Origin of the sequence: Micromonospora sp. NPDC049275 (assembly GCF_043197115.1) — a bacterium.
GTDB lineage: Bacteria > Actinomycetota > Actinomycetes > Mycobacteriales > Micromonosporaceae > Micromonospora.
The window spans coordinates 145,224-160,550 of the sequence record NZ_JBICSN010000012.1 but is presented as its reverse complement, the minus strand read 5'-3'; the positions used below and the strand labels follow the sequence as shown (position 1 = coordinate 160,550).

The window sequence follows — 15,327 nt, the reverse complement described above, 5'->3', positions numbered from 1 at the left end:
GAAGCGGTCGACACGGCGGCCCGATCCGCTCCGCTCCACCCGCCCACTCCGCAGATCTTGGACAGTTTCCGTTCGCGGATGACGGAAAGTGTCCAAGATCTGCTCACGTGGAGGGCTCAGCCGTGCAGGAAACGCCTGGCGTTAATGGACAGGAGCTTGTCGCGTTGGGCGTCGGTGAGGAAGTCGGCGGCCCGGACCACCGCGCCGGCCGGGCGTTCACCGAGCGGATACGGGTAGTCGCTGCCGACAAGCACCCGGTCCTCCCCCATCGTGTCGACAAGCAGCCGCAGCGCGGGCGGCGCGAAGACCACCGAGTCGACGCTGAACCGGTCGACGTAGCTGCTGGGCGGGGCGACGGACGCGCCCCGGACCAGGTCGCCGCGGCGGTGCCAGGCGTTGTCGGCGCGGCCCAGCCAGAACGGGAAGCTGCCGCCACCGTGCGCGAAGCAGATCCGCAGCGTCTCGGGCACCCGGTCGAAGACGCCGCCCAGGATCATCGCCAGCACCGACAGGTGTGTCTCGGCAGGCATTCCGGCGAGCCACCGGGCCATCCAGCGGTCCAGCCGGGGGCCACCAGGCATGTCCCACGGGTGGACGAAGACAGGCGCGCCCACCTCGGCGCAGTGTTGCAGGAAGGTGACCACGCCCTCGTCGTCGAGGTCCCGGTCGCCGACGTGGTTGCCGATCTCCACGCCGACGTGCCCGGCGGCCAGGCTGCGATCCAGCTCGGCGCAGGCGGCGTCCGGGTCCTGGAGCGGCACCTGGCAGAACGGCACCAGCCGGTCACCGCCGGCCGCCGTGACCTTCAGGGTCAGGTCGTTGAAGATCCGGGCGACCTTCACCGCCTGGTCGGCCGGGCGGTCGTAGCTGAAGAAGACAGGCGTCGGCGAGACCACCTGCACGGCCACGCCGTCGGCGTCCATGTCGGCCAGTCGCGTCGAGGCGTCCCAGCACTCGGCGCCGACCGGGCGGAACTCCGTCTCGCCCACCATGATCATGGCGGCGCGCTCGGAGTCGACCCGCAACCACGGCCAGCCGGACCCGCCGCACGCCGCGCCGAGGTCCGGCCATCCCTTGGGTACGACGTGCGTGTGCACGTCGACCACACCAGCGGGCATCAGCCCTTGCCCGGGTGCAGGGTGCCGCAGTTGGCGCAGGTGCGCGCCTGCTCGTCGGCGTAGAACGCCTGGAACACCGGCGGCAGGTCGGCCGCGATGTCGCGGACCTGCAACTCCACCTCGTGCACCTTGTTTCCGCACTCCAGGCAGTACCACTGGAAGGTCTCCAGGGTGCCCTCCTCGCGGACCCGCTCGACGACCATGCCGATCGAACCGGCCTCCGGCCGCTGCGGCGAGTGCGGTGTGTTGCGCGGCAGCATCCACATCTGACCCTCGCGCACGTGCACCGTACGCGGCCCCTCGGGGGTCATCAGGTTGATGTGCATGTTGCCCTTGACCTGGTAGAAGAACTCCTCGTACGGGTCCACGTGGAAGTCGGTGCGCTGGTTGGGACCGCCCACCACCATCACGATGAAGTCGTCCCCGCCGGGGAACATCTCCTTGTTGCCCACCGGCGGCTTCAGCAGGTGCTGGTTGTCCGCGATCCAGCCCGGAAAGCTGAACGGCTCGGCGATCTCACTCACGACTGACCTCCCGAGGGAAGAAGGGCCACGGCCTGAATCTCGATGAGCAGGTGCGGGTGCGGCAACTGGTGCACCGCGACAGTGGTGCGGGTCGGCCCGGACGCGTCGAAGAACTCCGCCCACACCTCGTTGTAACCACCGAAGTCGTTCATGTTGACCAGGTAGGACGTCACCTGGACGAGGTCGGTGAGGTCCGCCCCGACCGAACGCAGCAGATCCCGCACGTTCTCGATGACGGCCCGGGTCTGCACCCGGATGTCGAGGTTCGTCGTCCCGAACCCGTCCACCGACACGCCGGCGAACGTGTTGTCCGGCCGCCGCGACGACGTACCGGAGACAAAGACGAACCCACCCGCGACCTTCACGTGCGGAAAAGCCCCCCGCGGCACAGCCTTGCCAGCCACCACGCGCGCGACGCCACTCATGACCACCCACCCCCGGGCACCGCCGTGCGGACCGCAACCAGGTCAGGGGTTCCGGGCAGCCCGACCGGCGCAGGGATCAAGCTTGACCGCCCGGAGCCGGTCGGGCTGCCCGGAACCCCCACGGCCGCGCCCACGAGACCCCTCACGACGAAGCCCGCAGAGACGCCGTGCCGAGCTTCTCCACGACCGCGCGGACGTGGGCGCCGGGACGCAACGGCACCGCCGCCGTGGCCGCTCCGGCCAGGAACACCCAGCCGGACTCCAGCCGCACCCCGTGCCGGCCGGCCAGCCGGATGCCCTCGTCGAGCGCCCGGCGCGGATCACCGAGGATCGCCGCGGTCGAGCCGACCTGGGCCACCCGCCCGTCGACCTCCAGCAGCACACCCAGGTTGTCCAACCCCGACGGCACCGGCGACCACGGCCCGATAACGAACGCGGCCGCCGAGGTGTTGTCGGCGATCACGTCCGGCAGCGAGAAGCGGAAGTCCGCGTACCGGGAGTCGATCAGCTCGATGGCCGGCGCGACCGCGCGGACCGCGCCGGCGAAGTCGCCGACCGGCTCACCCGGCTCGGGCAGCCGGTCCAGCAGGAACGCCACCTCCGGCTCGACCCGGGGATGGATGTACGCGGCCGGGTCCACGGCACCGCCGTCGGGCACCCGCATCGCGTCGGTCAGCCGCCCCCAGATCACCTCGTCCACGCCGACCTGGGCCATCTTCGCCCTGCTGGTCAGCCCCATCTTCAGCCCGACCAATCGCTCGCCACGTGCCAGGCGACGCTGCACCAGTGCGGCCTGCACGCCGTACGCGGTGTCCACGTCGAGACCGGTCTCGGCGGCGAGCTGCGGAATCGCGGTGGCGGTGTCGGCAGCCGCACCCAGCTTGTCGGCGATCCCCGCGATGTCTACGCCGATCATGCTGCGCCACCTTCCTTGTCGGCCAGGTCCAGTGCCACGTCCACGATCATGTCCTCCTGGCCGCCGACCATCCGGCGGCGGCCCAGCTCGACCAGGATCGACCGGACGTCCACGCCGTACTTGGTGGAGGCCCGCTCCGCGTGGCGCAGGAAGCTGGAGTAGACCCCGGCGTACCCCAGGGAGAGCGTCTCCCGGTCGACCTGGACCGGCCGGTCCTGCAACGGGCGGACGATGTCGTCGGCGGCGTCCATCAGCGCGAACACGTCGCAGCCGTGCTTCCAGCCGTGCAGCTCGGCGACCGCCACGAAGACCTCCAGCGGCGCGTTGCCCGCGCCCGCGCCCATGCCGGCGAGGGAGGCGTCCACGCGGACGGTCCGGCCGGACGGTGAGCCGAGCGGGCCGGCGCCGAGGATCCGGCCGTGCTCGACGGCGAGCACGCTGTTGGCCACCCCGAGGGACAGGTTGTGGTGCGCGTGGATGCCGATCTGCGTCTCCGGGGCGAGGACCTGCCGGTACGCGTCGACCCGCTGCGCCACGTCGGACATCAGCAGCCGGCCGCCGGAGTCGGTGACGTAGACGCAGTGCGCCCCGTACGACTCCATGAGCTTCGCCTGCCCGGCCAACCCGGCCGGATCGTTCATGTGCGACATCATCAGGAACCCGGCCACGTCCATGCCGTTCTCCCGGGCCCAGGAGATGTGCTGGGCGGAGATGTCCGCCTCCGTGCAGTGGGTGGCGATCCGGACGCTCGTCACCCCGAGCGCCTTCGCGGCCCTCAGGTCGGCGATCGTGCCGATGCCCGGCAGCAGCAGCGTGGTCAGCTTCGCCGTGGTCAGCACCTCGGCGGCAGCGGAGATCCACTCGGCGTCGCTGGCCGCGCCGTGGCCGTAGTTGACGCTGGAACCGGCGAGCCCGTCACCGTGCGCCACCTCGATCGCGGCTACCCCGGCGGCGTCCAGCGCGGCGGCGATGGTGCGTACCTGGTCGACTGTGTACCGGTGGGCGATGGCGTGCATGCCGTCGCGCAGCGTCACGTCCTGGATGTACAGGTCGGTCATGGCGCGGCCACCTCCGAAGAACGCATGGCGACCAGCCGCTCCGCGGTGCGCAGCGCGGCGGAGGTCATGATGTCCAGGTTCCCGGCGTACGCCGGCAGGTAGTGCCCGGCACCGGAGACCTCCAGGAAGACCGACACCTGCAACGCGTTGAGCTGCCGCCCGAGCGTCGGCACGTACGCCTGCACCCGGTCGAACTGCACGTCCTGCTTGAGCCGGTAGCCGGGGACGTACTCCTGCACAGTCGCCACCATCTCGGCCACCGAGGCGGCGATGGCGGCAGTGTCGGCGTCGGCGTCCGGGCAGAGGCAGTAGACGGTGTCCCGCATGAGCAGCGGCGGGTCCGCCGGGTTCAACACGATGATCGCCTTGCCCCGCTCGGCCCCGCCGACCACCTCGATGGCCCGGGCCGTGGTCTCGGTGAACTCGTCGATGTTGGCCCGGGTGCCCGGCCCGGCGGACTTCGACGCGATCGACGCGACGATCTCCCCGTACGCCACCGGGGTGACCCGGCGTACTGCGGCGACGATCGGCACTGTCGCCTGCCCACCGCAGGTCACCATGTTGATGTTCGGCTCGTGCAGGTGCTCGTCGAGGTTGACCGGCGGCACCACGTACGGGCCGAGCGCGGCCGGGGTCAGGTCGACCACAGTCCGGCCGTGCGCGCGCAGCACCTCGTCGTGCCTGCGGTGCGCGCCGGCCGAGGTGGCGTCGAAGACCAGCTCGATGTCGGCGAACTCGGGCATCGCCACGAGCCCGTCCACTCCGTCGGCGGTGGTGGCCACGCCGAGCCGGCGAGCGCGCGCCAGGCCGTCGGAGGCCGGGTCGATACCGGCCATCGCCACCATCCGCAGGCTGTCACTCAGCCGCAACACTTTGATCATCAGATCGGTGCCGATGTTTCCCGATCCCAGCACCGCAACGTTGGTGGTCACTGGCCGCCCCTGTCGCTGAAGGATGTCCGCACCGAGCCGAGGCCGGAGATCCGGGCCTCGTACGCGGCGCCCGGGGTGACCGGCACCATCGGGCCGAGCGCCCCGGAGAGCACCACGTCCCCGGCGCGCAGCGGGTCACCGGCGCGGGCGAGGGTGCTCGCCAGCCACGCCACGGCGTGCAAGGGGTTGCCCAGGCAGGCAGCGCCCGCGCCCACCGAGACCGGCTCGCCGGCGTGTTCCAGCACCATTCCGCACAGCCGCAGGTCGACGTCGGCGAGGCGGCGAGGCGTGGTGCCGAGCACGAAGAGCCCGCTGGAGGCGTTGTCCGCGACGGTGTCCACGATGGAGATGTCCCAGCCGGCGATCCGCGAGTCGACGATCTCGATCGCCGGCAGCACGTGGTCCACCGCGCGGATCAGGTCGACTGTGGTGATCTGCGGGTCCGCGAGATCCTTGTCGAGCACGAAGGCGATCTCCGCCTCGACCCGCGGCTGGAGCAGCCGGTCGATCGGCACCTCGACCCCGTCGCCGACCGCCATCGCATCGGTGAGCATCCCGAAGTCCGGTTGGAACACCCCGAAGGTCTCCTGCACCGCCCGAGAGGTCAACCCGATCTTCGCGCCGACCCGGCGTTCGCCGCGGCCCTGCCAGGCCCGCGCCTGGAGCTGCTGCACCCGGTACGCGGCCTCGACGTCGCCCTCCGGCAGCAGCCGGCCCCGCAGCGGCGCGCACGGCTTGCCGGTGCTGCGGGCGTCGGCCAGCTCCCGGTTGGCGGCCTCGATGTCAGCTTCCATGCCCGCTCCCTCGCTACGGCTCACGACAGGTCCACGCAGACGTTCGTGAGTTCGGAGTAGAAGTTCAACGAGTGCACGCCGCCCTCCCGGCCGATGCCGGACGCCTTCACCCCGCCGAACGGGGTCCGCAGGTCACGCAGGAACCACGTGTTGACCCAGACGATGCCGGCGTCCAGCCGGGCGCCGGCCCGGTGCGCGACACCCACGTCCCGGGTCCACACGGTCGCCGCGAGGCCGTACTCGGTGCCGTTGGCCAGCGCGTACGCATCCTCCTCGGTGTCGAACGGCGCGACGTGCACCACCGGGCCGAAGATCTCCTCCCGGTTGGTGCGCGCGTCCGGGCCGAGGCTAGTGAGCACTGTCGGCTGCACGTACGAACCGCCGTCGCGGGCGTCACCGAAGGTGGGCGTGCCGCCGCCGGTGAGCACCTCGGCGCCCTCGGCGCGGGCCAGCTCGTACGCGCCGAGCACCTTCGCCCGGTGCTGCGGGGAGATGAGCGGCATGGTGGCGGTTGCCTCGTCGGTAGGCCACCCGTACGCCAGCTCGCCGGCCCGCTTCGCCAGCCGGGCGGTGAACTCCTCGAAGACCGGACGCTGCACGTAGATGCGTTCGGTGCAGAGGCACACCTGCCCGCCGTTGGTGAAGCTTGAGCGCATCGACCCGGCCAACGCCGCGTCCAGGTCGGCGTCGGCGAAGACCAGGCCGGCGTTCTTGCCGCCCAGCTCGAAGCTCACCGCCTTCACGCCGTCGGCGGCGGCCCGCATGATCGCGCCACCGGTGGCCGACTCGCCGGTGAAGGTGATCGCGTCCACGCCCGGGTGGCGGGTGAGGAACTCCCCCGCCGAGTCCGGGCCGAAGCCGTGCACGAGGTTGAACACCCCGTCGGGTACGCCGGCGGCGGCCATCACCTCGGCGAGCACCGTCGCCGAGGCGGGCGTCTCCTCGCTGGGCTTGACCACGACGGCGTTGCCGCAGGCCAGCGCCGGGGCGACCTTCCAGGTGAGCAGCAGCAGCGGCAGGTTCCACGGCACGATGACCGCGACCACACCTACCGGCTTGCGCAGCGCGTAGTTGAGCGCCCGGCCGCCGGTCGGGGTGACGGTGGTGAACGATTCGGTGGGCGCGGTCGCCACGATCTCCGCGAACGCCCGGAAGTTCGCCGCGCCGCGCGGGATGTCCAGCGTACGGGCCTGGGCGATGGACTTCCCGGTGTCGGCGACCTCGGCGGTGACCAGGTCGTCGAAGCGACGTTCCAGCTCGTCGGCGACGCGGCGCAGCACCTCGGCGCGTTCCCGCTCCCCCATCCGGCCCCACGGGCCGCGCAGCGCCGCGCGGGCGGCGGCCACCGCGTCGTCCACGGTGGACCGCGACGCCTCGACCACCTCGAAGACCGGCTCGCCGGTCACCGGGCTCACCTTGGGAAACGTCGACACGCCGTCGACGAACTCGCCGCCCACGAAGTTGCGCAGCCGCGACGGCCCGGCCGGGGCGTGGCCGGTCATCAGCGTGGCGTCCCAGGTGCCGGTCATGCGCGCCTCCCTCGGCTCAGTGCCGCGCCGATCGCGCCGACCAGCAACAGCGCGGCACCACAGGCGACCAACCCGAGCACCCGGTGCTGCCGGCGGACCCGGCGGCGCACCTCGGCGTACGGGGTGGTGGAGAAGGACACCAACTCGTACTGGGAAACGTACCGGCCGGGCAGGGCCCGTTCCAGTGCGTGCTCCACCCGTCGCCAGTTCTGGAAGACCGGTGAGGCGACCTTGTCCCGCATCTCCACGAAGTTGGTAAGCGCCATCCGCGCGATGGCCTCGGCGTTCTCCTGCCGACGGCGCTGGAACAGCGGCAGCGCCGCCGACCAGTCGTCGGCGCACTCGTCCAGGCAGCGGTCCAGCTCGACCACGTCCTCGAAGGCGCAGTTGGCGCCCTGGCCGTAGAACGGCACGATGGCGTGGGCCGCGTCGCCGAGCAGGCCGACGGTGCCGTTGACCTGCCACGGGGTGCTGCGCACCGTGCCGAGCACCCCCACCGGGTTGTGCTGGTAGTCGTCGACGAGGTTCGGGGCCAGCGGGACGACGTCCGGGTAGTGCTCGGCGAAGTGCCGCTCGATCGCCAGCGGATCGTCCAGCGCGGCGAAGCTGCCGGCGCCCTCGTTGGGCCAGAACAGCGTGCAGGTGAAGGACCGGTCCGGGTTCGGCAGCGCGATCATCATCGAGGTGCCCCGCGGCCAGATGTGCAGGGCGTGCTCATCCAGGGCGAAGTCCCCGCCCAGCGGCGGAATCGTCAGCTCCTTGTAGCCGTAGTCGAGGAAGTCCACGCTCTCGCGCAGCAGCCCGTACGCCAGCAGTTGCCCGCGTACCGCGGAGCCGGCACCGTCGGCGCCCAGGACGACCGACGCCTTCGCGCCGACCGGGCCCTGCGGGGTGTCGAAGCTCAGGGTGCCGTCGGCCGGATCGAGCCCGACGAGCCGGTGGTCGAAGACGATCCGGACCCCGGGCAGCGCGGCCGCCGCATCCAGCAGGGCGTTGTTCAGCGCGCCCCGGCTGATCGAGTTGATCGCCCGGTCACCGGCCGCGCTGTACGACTGGAACTGCGGCTCACCCTCGACCGGGTGGATCATCCGGCCGCGCATCGGCAGCGCGTCGGTCATCACCTGCTCGGCCAGGCCGATCCGGCGCAGCGCGTCCAGCCCGCGCTCGGAGAGCGCAAGGTTGATCGAGCGCCCCCGCTCGGCCGTGCCGGTACGCGGATCCGGCCGCCGCTCGTAGAGGGCCACCGGATAGCCGCGCCGGGCCAGGAAGCAGGCGGCCAGACAGCCGGCCAGGCCAGCACCGATGATCGCGATCTCGTCGCGTCGCGCGGTCATGAGGTCACCCGCCCCACAGTCGCCGCCAACGCGGCGGCGGCCCGCCAACAGTCGAGGTACGTCGAGTAGAGCGGCACCGGGGCGAAGCGGACGATGTCCGGCTCCCGGGCGTCGGCGATGACGCCGTGCTCGTGCCGCAGCCGCTTGGTCAGCTCGGCGGCGTTGCCGGCGCCGACGCGTACCGACAGTTGGCAACCCCGGCGGGCCGGGTCGCGCGGGGTGACCACGCGCAGCGGCCGGTCGGCGGTGACCTCGTCGAGCAGTGACTCCAGCCAGCCGGTGAGCCGGAGACTGCGCTCCCGCAGCGCCGGCATGCCGACCGCGTCGAACAGCTCCAGCGAGGTCCGCACCGGGCCCATCGCGAAGATCGGCGGGTTGGAGATCTGCCAGGCCTCCACCGTGGACGGCGGCCGGGACACCGGCGTCATCTCGAACCGGGTGGCCGCCGCGGTGCTCCACCACCCCTCGAAGCGCGGCAGGTCCTCGTCGCCGAGGTGCCGCTCGTGCACGAAGACACCGGCCAGCGCGCCCGGCCCCGAGTTCAGGTACTTGTAGGAGCACCAGGCAGCGAAGTCGACGTCCCAGTCGTGCAGGGCCAGCGGCACGTTGCCCACCGCGTGCGCCAGGTCCCAGCCCACGACCGCGCCGGCCGCCCGGCCGGCCGCCGTGATCGCCGGGATGTCCAGCAGCTCACCGGTGAGGTAGTTGACCCCGCCGAGCAGCACCAGCGCCACCCGGTCACCCTCGGCGGCCAGGTAGTCGGTGACGTCCTCGGTGCGCAGCGCGTCCTCGCCGGGGCGCGGGCGCAGCCGGACCACGGTGTCGTCCGGGTCCAGGCCGTGGAAACGGGCCTGGCTACGCACCGCGTAGCTGTCCGAGGGGAAGGCGCTGTCCTCGATGACGATGCGGGTGCGAACGCCGGCCGGCCGGTAGAAGCTGACCATCAGCAGGTGCAGGTTGACCGTGAGCGAGTTCATCACCACGGCCTCCGCGGGCCGGGCGCCGACGAGTCGCGCGGCCGGGCCGGTCAACAGCTCGTGGTACGGCAGCCAGGCGCGTTCCGCCTCCAGGTGTCCCTCGACGCCGAGCCGCCCCCACGCGTCCAGGTCGGCGAGGAGTTCGTCGCGTGTGGCCCGGGGTTGCAGGCCGAGCGAGTTGCCGGCGAGGTACGCCGACTCGGGGTGATCGCCGCCGTCGGCGGGCGGCACGTGGAACAGGTGCCGGTGGCCGGGGTCGGCCTCGTCGCGGCGGTGCGCTTGCGCTTCGCCAGCGGCGAGGCCCAGCGGCTCGGCTTCAGGGGTCGTCATTGCTTGTTCTCGCTCTCCGGTCACATCGCGGTGCGGGCCGACCACAGCTCCGGGAAGACCACCCGGGCCATGCTGCGTTGCAACCACGCCAGTCCGGCGGAGCCGCCGCTGCCGACCTTGGCGCCCATAGTCCGCTGCACCGCCTTGACGTGGTTCCACCGCCAGTCGCCGAACTCCTCGGCGACACCGCTCAGCGCCTCACCGAGCAGCCGCAGGTGGTTGTCCGGACCGCCGTCGTCGTAGATCCGCACCCAGGCCGCCTCGACAGCCGGCTGCGGGTCGTGCTCGACCGACACGTCCCGGTTCAGCAGGTCGGCGGGAAGGTCGAAGCCGCGCCGGGCGAGCAGCGCGAGCACGTCGTCCCAGAGGCTCGGGGTGGCCAGTGCGGCGCTCAGTTCGGCGTACACCTCGGCCTGCCGCCGGAACGGGCGGATCAGCGTCGGGTCGCGAAGCCCGAGCAGGAACTCCAGCTGCCGGTACATCGCCGACTGAAAGCCGGAGGCCTCACCGAGCAGGTTGCGGAACCTGTTGAAGTCGGCCGGGCTCATCCAGCGCAGGCCCTGCCAGGCGGCGTTGAGCCCCTCCAGGTGCAGCTCGGCGCGGCCCAGCGGGGCCAGCGCCTCCCAGATCTGGTCGGCGCGGATGAGCCGCTGGGACTCCCGCAGCTCGTGGCAGGTCAACCCGAAGTACAGCTCCATGATCTGGCTGACCATCAGGAAGGACATCTCGCCCGGGTCGTCGCTGAGCGGGTGCTGCATCTTGTGTAGAGCGCTGGCCTGCACGTACGCGTCGTACGGCACCATGTCGGCGAACTCCAGGGTCGGCTCACCGCCGGTGCGCTCCGCCTGCGCCGCGCGCTGCCCGGGGGTCACCGGTTGCACCGTGGCACGGCGGTTCGGCGCCCGCCGCTCCGTCTGATCCACCATCTCGTCTCCCTCCCCCGGACCAACCGACGTCATGATCTCGCGGTGGGATCGGCCTGCGGAATGCCGAATCAACGGCACTTACCGACGTGACCTGACGAACCAAAGGCAGCTAGGCGAATTCGGTTCACGAAAGTAAGGTTCGAGCGTGGACGACATGGACTGGGCGCTGCTGCGCGAGTTGCAGGCCGACGCCCGGCTCTCCTTCAGCGAGTTGTCCCGCCGGGTGCACCTGTCCCCGCCGGCGGTCGCCGAGCGGGTCCGCCGGCTGGAGGAGGCCGGGGTCATCACCGGCTACCACGCCCACGTGGACCTGACCCGGGCCGGCCGGACGGTGGTCGCCCTGATCCGGATGTCCTGTTACGGCGCGCGGTGCATCCTGCACGACCCGGAGGTGTCCGGCTGGCCGGAGATCCTGGAGATCCACCGGATCACCGGCGACGCGTGCAGCATGCTCAAGGTGGCCGCCGGCTCGATCGGTGACTTCGAGGCGGTCATCGACCGGCTCGCCCCGTACGGCCAGCCGTCGAGCACCATGGTCCTGTCGTCCCCGCTGGACTGGCAGCCGATCACCCCACTGCCTCCCGCCGACTCCGGCGCCCGACACCGCTGACCCTCCCCGCCCGCTGGTTTGCCTCCGGGCCAGCGGGAACTCAGCGCCCGTGCCCAGGGGAGGGTTCCGGCGGTCGTCGCCGGTTGGGGGGAAATCATGCAGGGACTTCGCACGATCAACCGCGCGCTCTCGTCCGTCCTGACACTTGTGGGGCTCATCGGGGCGTTCGTCCTGTTGTCGGTCGCGCCCGCGCGTGCCGGTGAGAACACCTTCGTCGAGGTGACGCCGAACAGCGTCCCGGCGGGCGGCCGGGTCACGATCCGCGCGAGCTGCGACAACAACAACGATCGACAGGCCAACGTGCACTCCGACGCGTTCGGGCACGTGATGCTCAGACCGGACAACGGCTTCCTCAAGGGGGAGGTCACCGTTCCGGGCAACAAGGAACCCGGTGACTACCAGGTCGACCTGCGCTGCCAGAACAACCAGACGGCCCAGACGATGCTGACCGTGCTCAACATGGCGTCGCCCAGCAAGGGGCCGGCGACGGGCGGCGGCGGCACCGCTGGTGGCCGGGGCACCGGCTCGGTCCTGGTCGTCGGCGGTGTGGCCCTGGTGGCCGCCGCGGTCGCGCTCGGCATGGCTGGCGGCCGGCGTCGGAGCGGAGCCGGCTCCTGAGCCGGACCTGCCATGACCCGCAGATCCGCGCGTGCGCGGTCGGACCACCGTGCCCGCCTCCGGGCCGCGGCGGCCCTGCGCGCCTCCGGACGGCTCGCGGCCCGGGCCTCGGGTCGGTTGCGCCAGGCCGCCGGGCAGGCGGGGTTCGCCAGCGTCGCCACCACTGATCCGGACGCGCAGCCGCTGCCGCCGCGCCGCCGGGTCGGGTCGACGCGGCGTGGGCTCGGCACCGGGCCGGGAATTCCGGTCCTGGCCGTGGCCGCGCTGATGGTGGTGATCGTGGCGATGCTGGGCGTCGAGCAGGTGACCGGCGTGAGTCTGCTGCCGGACCGGATCAGCGCCGGCCTGCGACCGCCGCCGAAGAAGTTCCCGGTGCTGCCGGCCAGCCGACCGACCGCCCTCACCATCGGAAAGATCGACCTGCGGGCGCCGCTGCACGACGTGGGCATCGCCCCGGACGGCACCATCGCCGTGCCCGACGTGGCCCGTGCGCAGGAGGCCGGCTGGTACGACAAGGGCCCCACCCCCGGCCAGTACGGACCGGCGGTGATCGTCGGACACGTGGACACCACCACCGGCCCGGCCGTCTTCCACCAGCTGCGGGACCTGCGCGCGGGCGACCAGATCGAGGTCACCCGCTCCGACGGCCGGGTCGCGGTCTTCGAGGTGGACTCGGTGCAGCGGTTCGACAAGGACCGGCTGCCGGTGGACGAGGTGTACGGCGACTTCAGCCGCCCCAGCCTGCGGCTGATCACCTGCGGTGGCCGGTGGGTGGGCGGTGAGCGGGGCTACTCGGACAACCTGGTGGTCTTCGCCTCACTGGTCAAGGCCCGCGATGGTTGATCTCCGACGCCGGTGTCGAGGTACTCGGCGAGCCGGGCGGCCCCGGTGAGCATGGCCCGGCCGCGCTCGGTGAGCCGTCGGCGCCACTGGCGCAGCGACGCGGCGAGCGGATCGGCGCCACCGGCGTCACGCACCCGACGTAGCACGTCGGCGATGTGGTCCAGCCGGTATCCGCCCCGGCGCAGCAGGTGCGCGAGTTCGGCGTCCCGGACGTCGTCGGGCGAGTAGACGCGGTGACGGGTCACCCGGTCGCGCTCCGGCCCCAGGATCCCGGCCGACTCCCACTTGCGCAGAGTCGCGGGTCGTACGCCGAGGCGGTGAGCGAGCACGCTGATCGGCACGGTGCCGCGGCTCTGCGGGGCGGGCTCCGCCGCGGTGAGAGTCGTGACCGCCGCCTCGACCGCGTCCAGGGTCTCCCGGTCGCGGTGCAGCAGCCCATGACCGTCGTCGATCGCGCGCAACGCCGTCTCGATCTCGCCCCGATTGACGGCCCGCATGATGTCGCCGCCGGCCGCGTGACCGTGACCCGCGATGAGCGCGAGGTAGGCGCTCAGGGCCTTGGCGTGCACCTCGGTGAACCGGCGGTAGCCGTTCGCGGTGCGCTCGGCAGGTGGCAGCACACCGTCTCGTTCGTAGTTGCGGACGGCCTGCGCCGACAGCCCGTGCCGGCGGGCGAGGTCGACCGGCCGGCGTACCCGCGGGTTTGAGGGTTTTGGGGTTGTCACCGCGCTCCCTCGCTCTGAAGTCTCCACCGCTGGTGCAACGATACGGTTGATGCAATGACCAACCTTCTCGACCTGCTCGCCGGCTCGCCGACAGTGCTCGCGCTCGGTGAGCCGACGCACGGCGAATCCGCCTTCCTCCAGATCCGCAACGACTCCTTCCTGACGTTGGCCGAGCACGGCTACCGGTCGATCGCGCTGGAGAGCGACCGGGCCGCGGGACTGCTCGCCGACGAGTTCGTGCAGGGCGGGGCCGTGCCGCTCGACCGCGCCCTCGGCGAGGGGTTCAGCCACGGGTTCGGCGCGGCACCGGCCAACCGTGACCTGCTGCTGCGGATGCGCGAGTGGAACGACGGCAGGCCCGCCGCCGAGCGCCTGAGTCTTCATGGCTTCGACGCCCCACTGGAGATCGAGGGCGCCCCGAGCCCGCGACGTCACCTGATGCGGGTGTGCGACTTCCTCGACCTGGACCGATCGGCGGAGATCGACGACCTCGTCGGGGACGAGGTCCGGTGGAGCGACACGGCCGCGATCTGGGAGCCGGGACGGTCGATCGGACGCTCGTCCGACGCGCAGCGACTGCGGGTGCTCGCCGACGACCTGTTGACCGAGTTGTATCTGCAGGCGCACCGACGATCCGCGGGCTGGCCGGCGGCACTCGTCCACGCCACGTCGGCGGTCGCGCTGTTGCGCTACCACGCGGCGGCCGCGGCGCCACTACCAAAGGAGGAACGCTTCGCCCGTCTGGCCGGTGTGCGGGACGCGCTGATGGCCGAGAACCTGCTCGCGATCCGGGCGGCCGAGGCACACCGTGGACCCACGCTTGTCTTCGCGCACAACACGCACCTCCAACGCCACTCGAGCACGATGACGGCGGGCGCGACGCAGGTGTCGTGGGCCGGTGCCGGCGCGATCGTCGGAGCGCTGCTCGGCGAGCGGTACGCGGTGATCGTCGGCAGCCTCGGCGCGAGCCCCGCGCTCGGCATCTCCTCGCCCGCCGCGTCGACCTACGAGGGCAGGCTCGAACAGCAGGTCACCCTTCCCGGGTACGTCCGCACGGCCGAGATCGGGCCGGCCGAGCGGAGAGCGCACGACTACCGCTACTTCCCACTGGACCAGGCCACCATCGACCACGCCGACGCGGTGCTGCACATCCCGACCGGAGTCGACGCGGCAGTGCTCGCCGACCGGATCCTCGCGCTGCCCGGCGTCGAGCAGGTGGTGGCGAGCGAGGAGAACGGGTCACCCGAAGGCGCCTGGGGCGACCGGTTCTTCTTCGTCGGCTCGAACCACCGCCAGCCGTTCGCCACTGTCGTCGAGCATGACGTGCCCGGCTTCGACGAGGCCGCACAGCTGGACCGCCCCGGCGTCTTCCGGCTCAACCTGGACCTGGGCCGGGCCGAGTTCGAGAGGGAGTTCGGCTTCCCACCGAAGGCGTTCGAGGAGCACCGCGACGCATTCGACTTCGCGCGGCTGGACACGGTCACGCCGCACCCGGGGTACGCGCTGCACGGCTTCGCCAGCATCGTGATGCCGGGTCCCCAGATGCTGCCCGAGGTCGACCGGCTACTCGCGATCGCCCACGGCCGGGCGGTCGACCGGCACGAACGCGCGACGCGGCGGGCAGCCGGCCAGCGGGACTGAGCCGACCCGCGCTCCTGCGCGTCGGGG

General features: G+C 72.0%; 16 protein-coding genes. 4 read left to right on the top strand and 12 right to left on the bottom strand.

Annotated features, from left to right (window positions below):
• Positions 1 to 116: 116 nt before the first annotated feature.
• The 11 genes from ACGFIE_RS27215 to ACGFIE_RS27165 form a co-directional block, all read right to left on the bottom strand.
• Entirely contained in the window at positions 117 to 1,118 is a 1,002-nt protein-coding gene (locus tag ACGFIE_RS27215) for an amidohydrolase family protein (protein ID WP_393299715.1), read from the bottom strand.
• On the bottom strand, positions 1,118 to 1,642 hold the full coding sequence (locus tag ACGFIE_RS27210) for a 3-hydroxyanthranilate 3,4-dioxygenase (protein ID WP_393299712.1): 525 nt from the start codon (positions 1,640 to 1,642) through the stop codon (positions 1,118 to 1,120). The genes ACGFIE_RS27215 and ACGFIE_RS27210 overlap by 1 nt, the downstream gene beginning before the upstream one ends.
• Entirely contained in the window at positions 1,639 to 2,067 is a 429-nt protein-coding gene (locus ACGFIE_RS27205; RefSeq protein WP_393299710.1) for a RidA family protein, read from the bottom strand. Before ACGFIE_RS27205 ends, ACGFIE_RS27210 begins: the two co-directional genes overlap by 4 nt.
• A 142-nt stretch (positions 2,068 to 2,209) precedes the next feature.
• Complete coding sequence (locus ACGFIE_RS27200) at positions 2,210 to 2,983, bottom strand: 2-keto-4-pentenoate hydratase (protein ID WP_393299707.1); 774 nt, start codon at positions 2,981 to 2,983, stop codon at positions 2,210 to 2,212.
• Positions 2,980 to 4,041, bottom strand: coding sequence for a 4-hydroxy-2-oxovalerate aldolase (gene dmpG, locus ACGFIE_RS27195; RefSeq protein ID WP_393299705.1), 1,062 nt, complete (start codon positions 4,039 to 4,041; stop codon positions 2,980 to 2,982). Before dmpG ends, ACGFIE_RS27200 begins: the two co-directional genes overlap by 4 nt.
• The gene (locus ACGFIE_RS27190) at positions 4,038 to 4,973 is read right to left on the bottom strand and encodes an acetaldehyde dehydrogenase (acetylating) (RefSeq protein ID WP_393299702.1); all 936 of its coding nucleotides are present in this window, start codon (positions 4,971 to 4,973) and stop codon (positions 4,038 to 4,040) included. Before ACGFIE_RS27190 ends, dmpG begins: the two co-directional genes overlap by 4 nt.
• Positions 4,970 to 5,767: a 2-keto-4-pentenoate hydratase gene (locus ACGFIE_RS27185; protein WP_393299699.1), complete on the bottom strand. Its 798-nt coding sequence runs from the start codon at positions 5,765 to 5,767 to the stop codon at positions 4,970 to 4,972. Before ACGFIE_RS27185 ends, ACGFIE_RS27190 begins: the two co-directional genes overlap by 4 nt.
• Before the next feature lie 20 nt (positions 5,768 to 5,787).
• A complete protein-coding gene (locus tag ACGFIE_RS27180; RefSeq protein WP_393299822.1) occupies positions 5,788 to 7,269 on the bottom strand; it encodes a 2-hydroxymuconic semialdehyde dehydrogenase in 1,482 nt (493 codons plus the stop codon).
• A gap of 23 nt (positions 7,270 to 7,292) precedes the next feature.
• Positions 7,293 to 8,630: an FAD-dependent oxidoreductase gene (locus tag ACGFIE_RS27175; protein WP_393299696.1), complete on the bottom strand. Its 1,338-nt coding sequence runs from the start codon at positions 8,628 to 8,630 to the stop codon at positions 7,293 to 7,295.
• Positions 8,627 to 9,937 (bottom strand): kynureninase, encoded by a 1,311-nt coding sequence (gene kynU / locus ACGFIE_RS27170; protein ID WP_393299693.1) that lies wholly within the window; start codon positions 9,935 to 9,937, stop codon positions 8,627 to 8,629. The genes ACGFIE_RS27175 and kynU overlap by 4 nt, the downstream gene beginning before the upstream one ends.
• Before the next feature lie 20 nt (positions 9,938 to 9,957).
• Positions 9,958 to 10,860, bottom strand: a complete 903-nt coding sequence (locus ACGFIE_RS27165; RefSeq protein WP_393299819.1) for a tryptophan 2,3-dioxygenase — start codon at positions 10,858 to 10,860, stop codon at positions 9,958 to 9,960.
• A 148-nt stretch (positions 10,861 to 11,008) separates the two neighbouring features.
• Here ACGFIE_RS27165 and ACGFIE_RS27160 point away from each other — a divergent pair, with 148 nt between their 5' ends.
• From ACGFIE_RS27160 to ACGFIE_RS27150, 3 genes are all read left to right on the top strand, one after another.
• Positions 11,009 to 11,473, top strand: a complete 465-nt coding sequence (locus tag ACGFIE_RS27160; protein ID WP_393299690.1) for an Lrp/AsnC family transcriptional regulator — start codon at positions 11,009 to 11,011, stop codon at positions 11,471 to 11,473.
• A gap of 96 nt (positions 11,474 to 11,569) precedes the next feature.
• Entirely contained in the window at positions 11,570 to 12,091 is a 522-nt protein-coding gene (locus ACGFIE_RS27155; RefSeq protein ID WP_393299687.1) for a hypothetical protein, read from the top strand.
• Positions 12,092 to 12,166: 75 nt separating this feature from the next.
• Positions 12,167 to 12,934, top strand: a complete 768-nt coding sequence (locus ACGFIE_RS27150; RefSeq protein WP_393299816.1) for a class F sortase — start codon at positions 12,167 to 12,169, stop codon at positions 12,932 to 12,934.
• Here ACGFIE_RS27150 and ACGFIE_RS27145 read toward each other — a convergent pair.
• Positions 12,880 to 13,659: a TioE family transcriptional regulator gene (locus ACGFIE_RS27145; protein ID WP_393299684.1), complete on the bottom strand. Its 780-nt coding sequence runs from the start codon at positions 13,657 to 13,659 to the stop codon at positions 12,880 to 12,882. The two genes, ACGFIE_RS27150 and ACGFIE_RS27145, sit on opposite strands and share 55 nt — an antisense overlap.
• 54 nt (positions 13,660 to 13,713) lie before the next feature.
• Between ACGFIE_RS27145 and ACGFIE_RS27140 the strand changes: the two genes are divergently transcribed.
• The gene (locus ACGFIE_RS27140; RefSeq protein ID WP_393299681.1) at positions 13,714 to 15,300 is read left to right on the top strand and encodes a DUF6194 family protein; all 1,587 of its coding nucleotides are present in this window, start codon (positions 13,714 to 13,716) and stop codon (positions 15,298 to 15,300) included.
• The last annotated feature ends 27 nt before the right edge of the window (positions 15,301 to 15,327 follow it).

Coding starts and splice junctions, on each gene's coding strand:
- dmpG (WP_393299705.1), bottom strand. CDS start 4,041: ATGACCGACCTGTACATCCAGGACGTGACGCTGCGCGACGGCATGCAC.
- ACGFIE_RS27205 (WP_393299710.1), bottom strand. CDS start 2,067: ATGAGTGGCGTCGCGCGCGTGGTGGCTGGCAAGGCTGTGCCGCGGGGG.
- ACGFIE_RS27175 (WP_393299696.1), bottom strand. CDS start 8,630: ATGACCGCGCGACGCGACGAGATCGCGATCATCGGTGCTGGCCTGGCC.
- kynU (WP_393299693.1), bottom strand. CDS start 9,937: ATGACGACCCCTGAAGCCGAGCCGCTGGGCCTCGCCGCTGGCGAAGCG.
- ACGFIE_RS27155 (WP_393299687.1), top strand. CDS start 11,570: ATGCAGGGACTTCGCACGATCAACCGCGCGCTCTCGTCCGTCCTGACA.
- ACGFIE_RS27180 (WP_393299822.1), bottom strand. CDS start 7,269: ATGACCGGCCACGCCCCGGCCGGGCCGTCGCGGCTGCGCAACTTCGTG.
- ACGFIE_RS27140 (WP_393299681.1), top strand. CDS start 13,714: ATGACCAACCTTCTCGACCTGCTCGCCGGCTCGCCGACAGTGCTCGCG.
- ACGFIE_RS27185 (WP_393299699.1), bottom strand. CDS start 5,767: ATGGAAGCTGACATCGAGGCCGCCAACCGGGAGCTGGCCGACGCCCGC.
- ACGFIE_RS27215 (WP_393299715.1), bottom strand. CDS start 1,118: ATGCCCGCTGGTGTGGTCGACGTGCACACGCACGTCGTACCCAAGGGA.
- ACGFIE_RS27200 (WP_393299707.1), bottom strand. CDS start 2,983: ATGATCGGCGTAGACATCGCGGGGATCGCCGACAAGCTGGGTGCGGCT.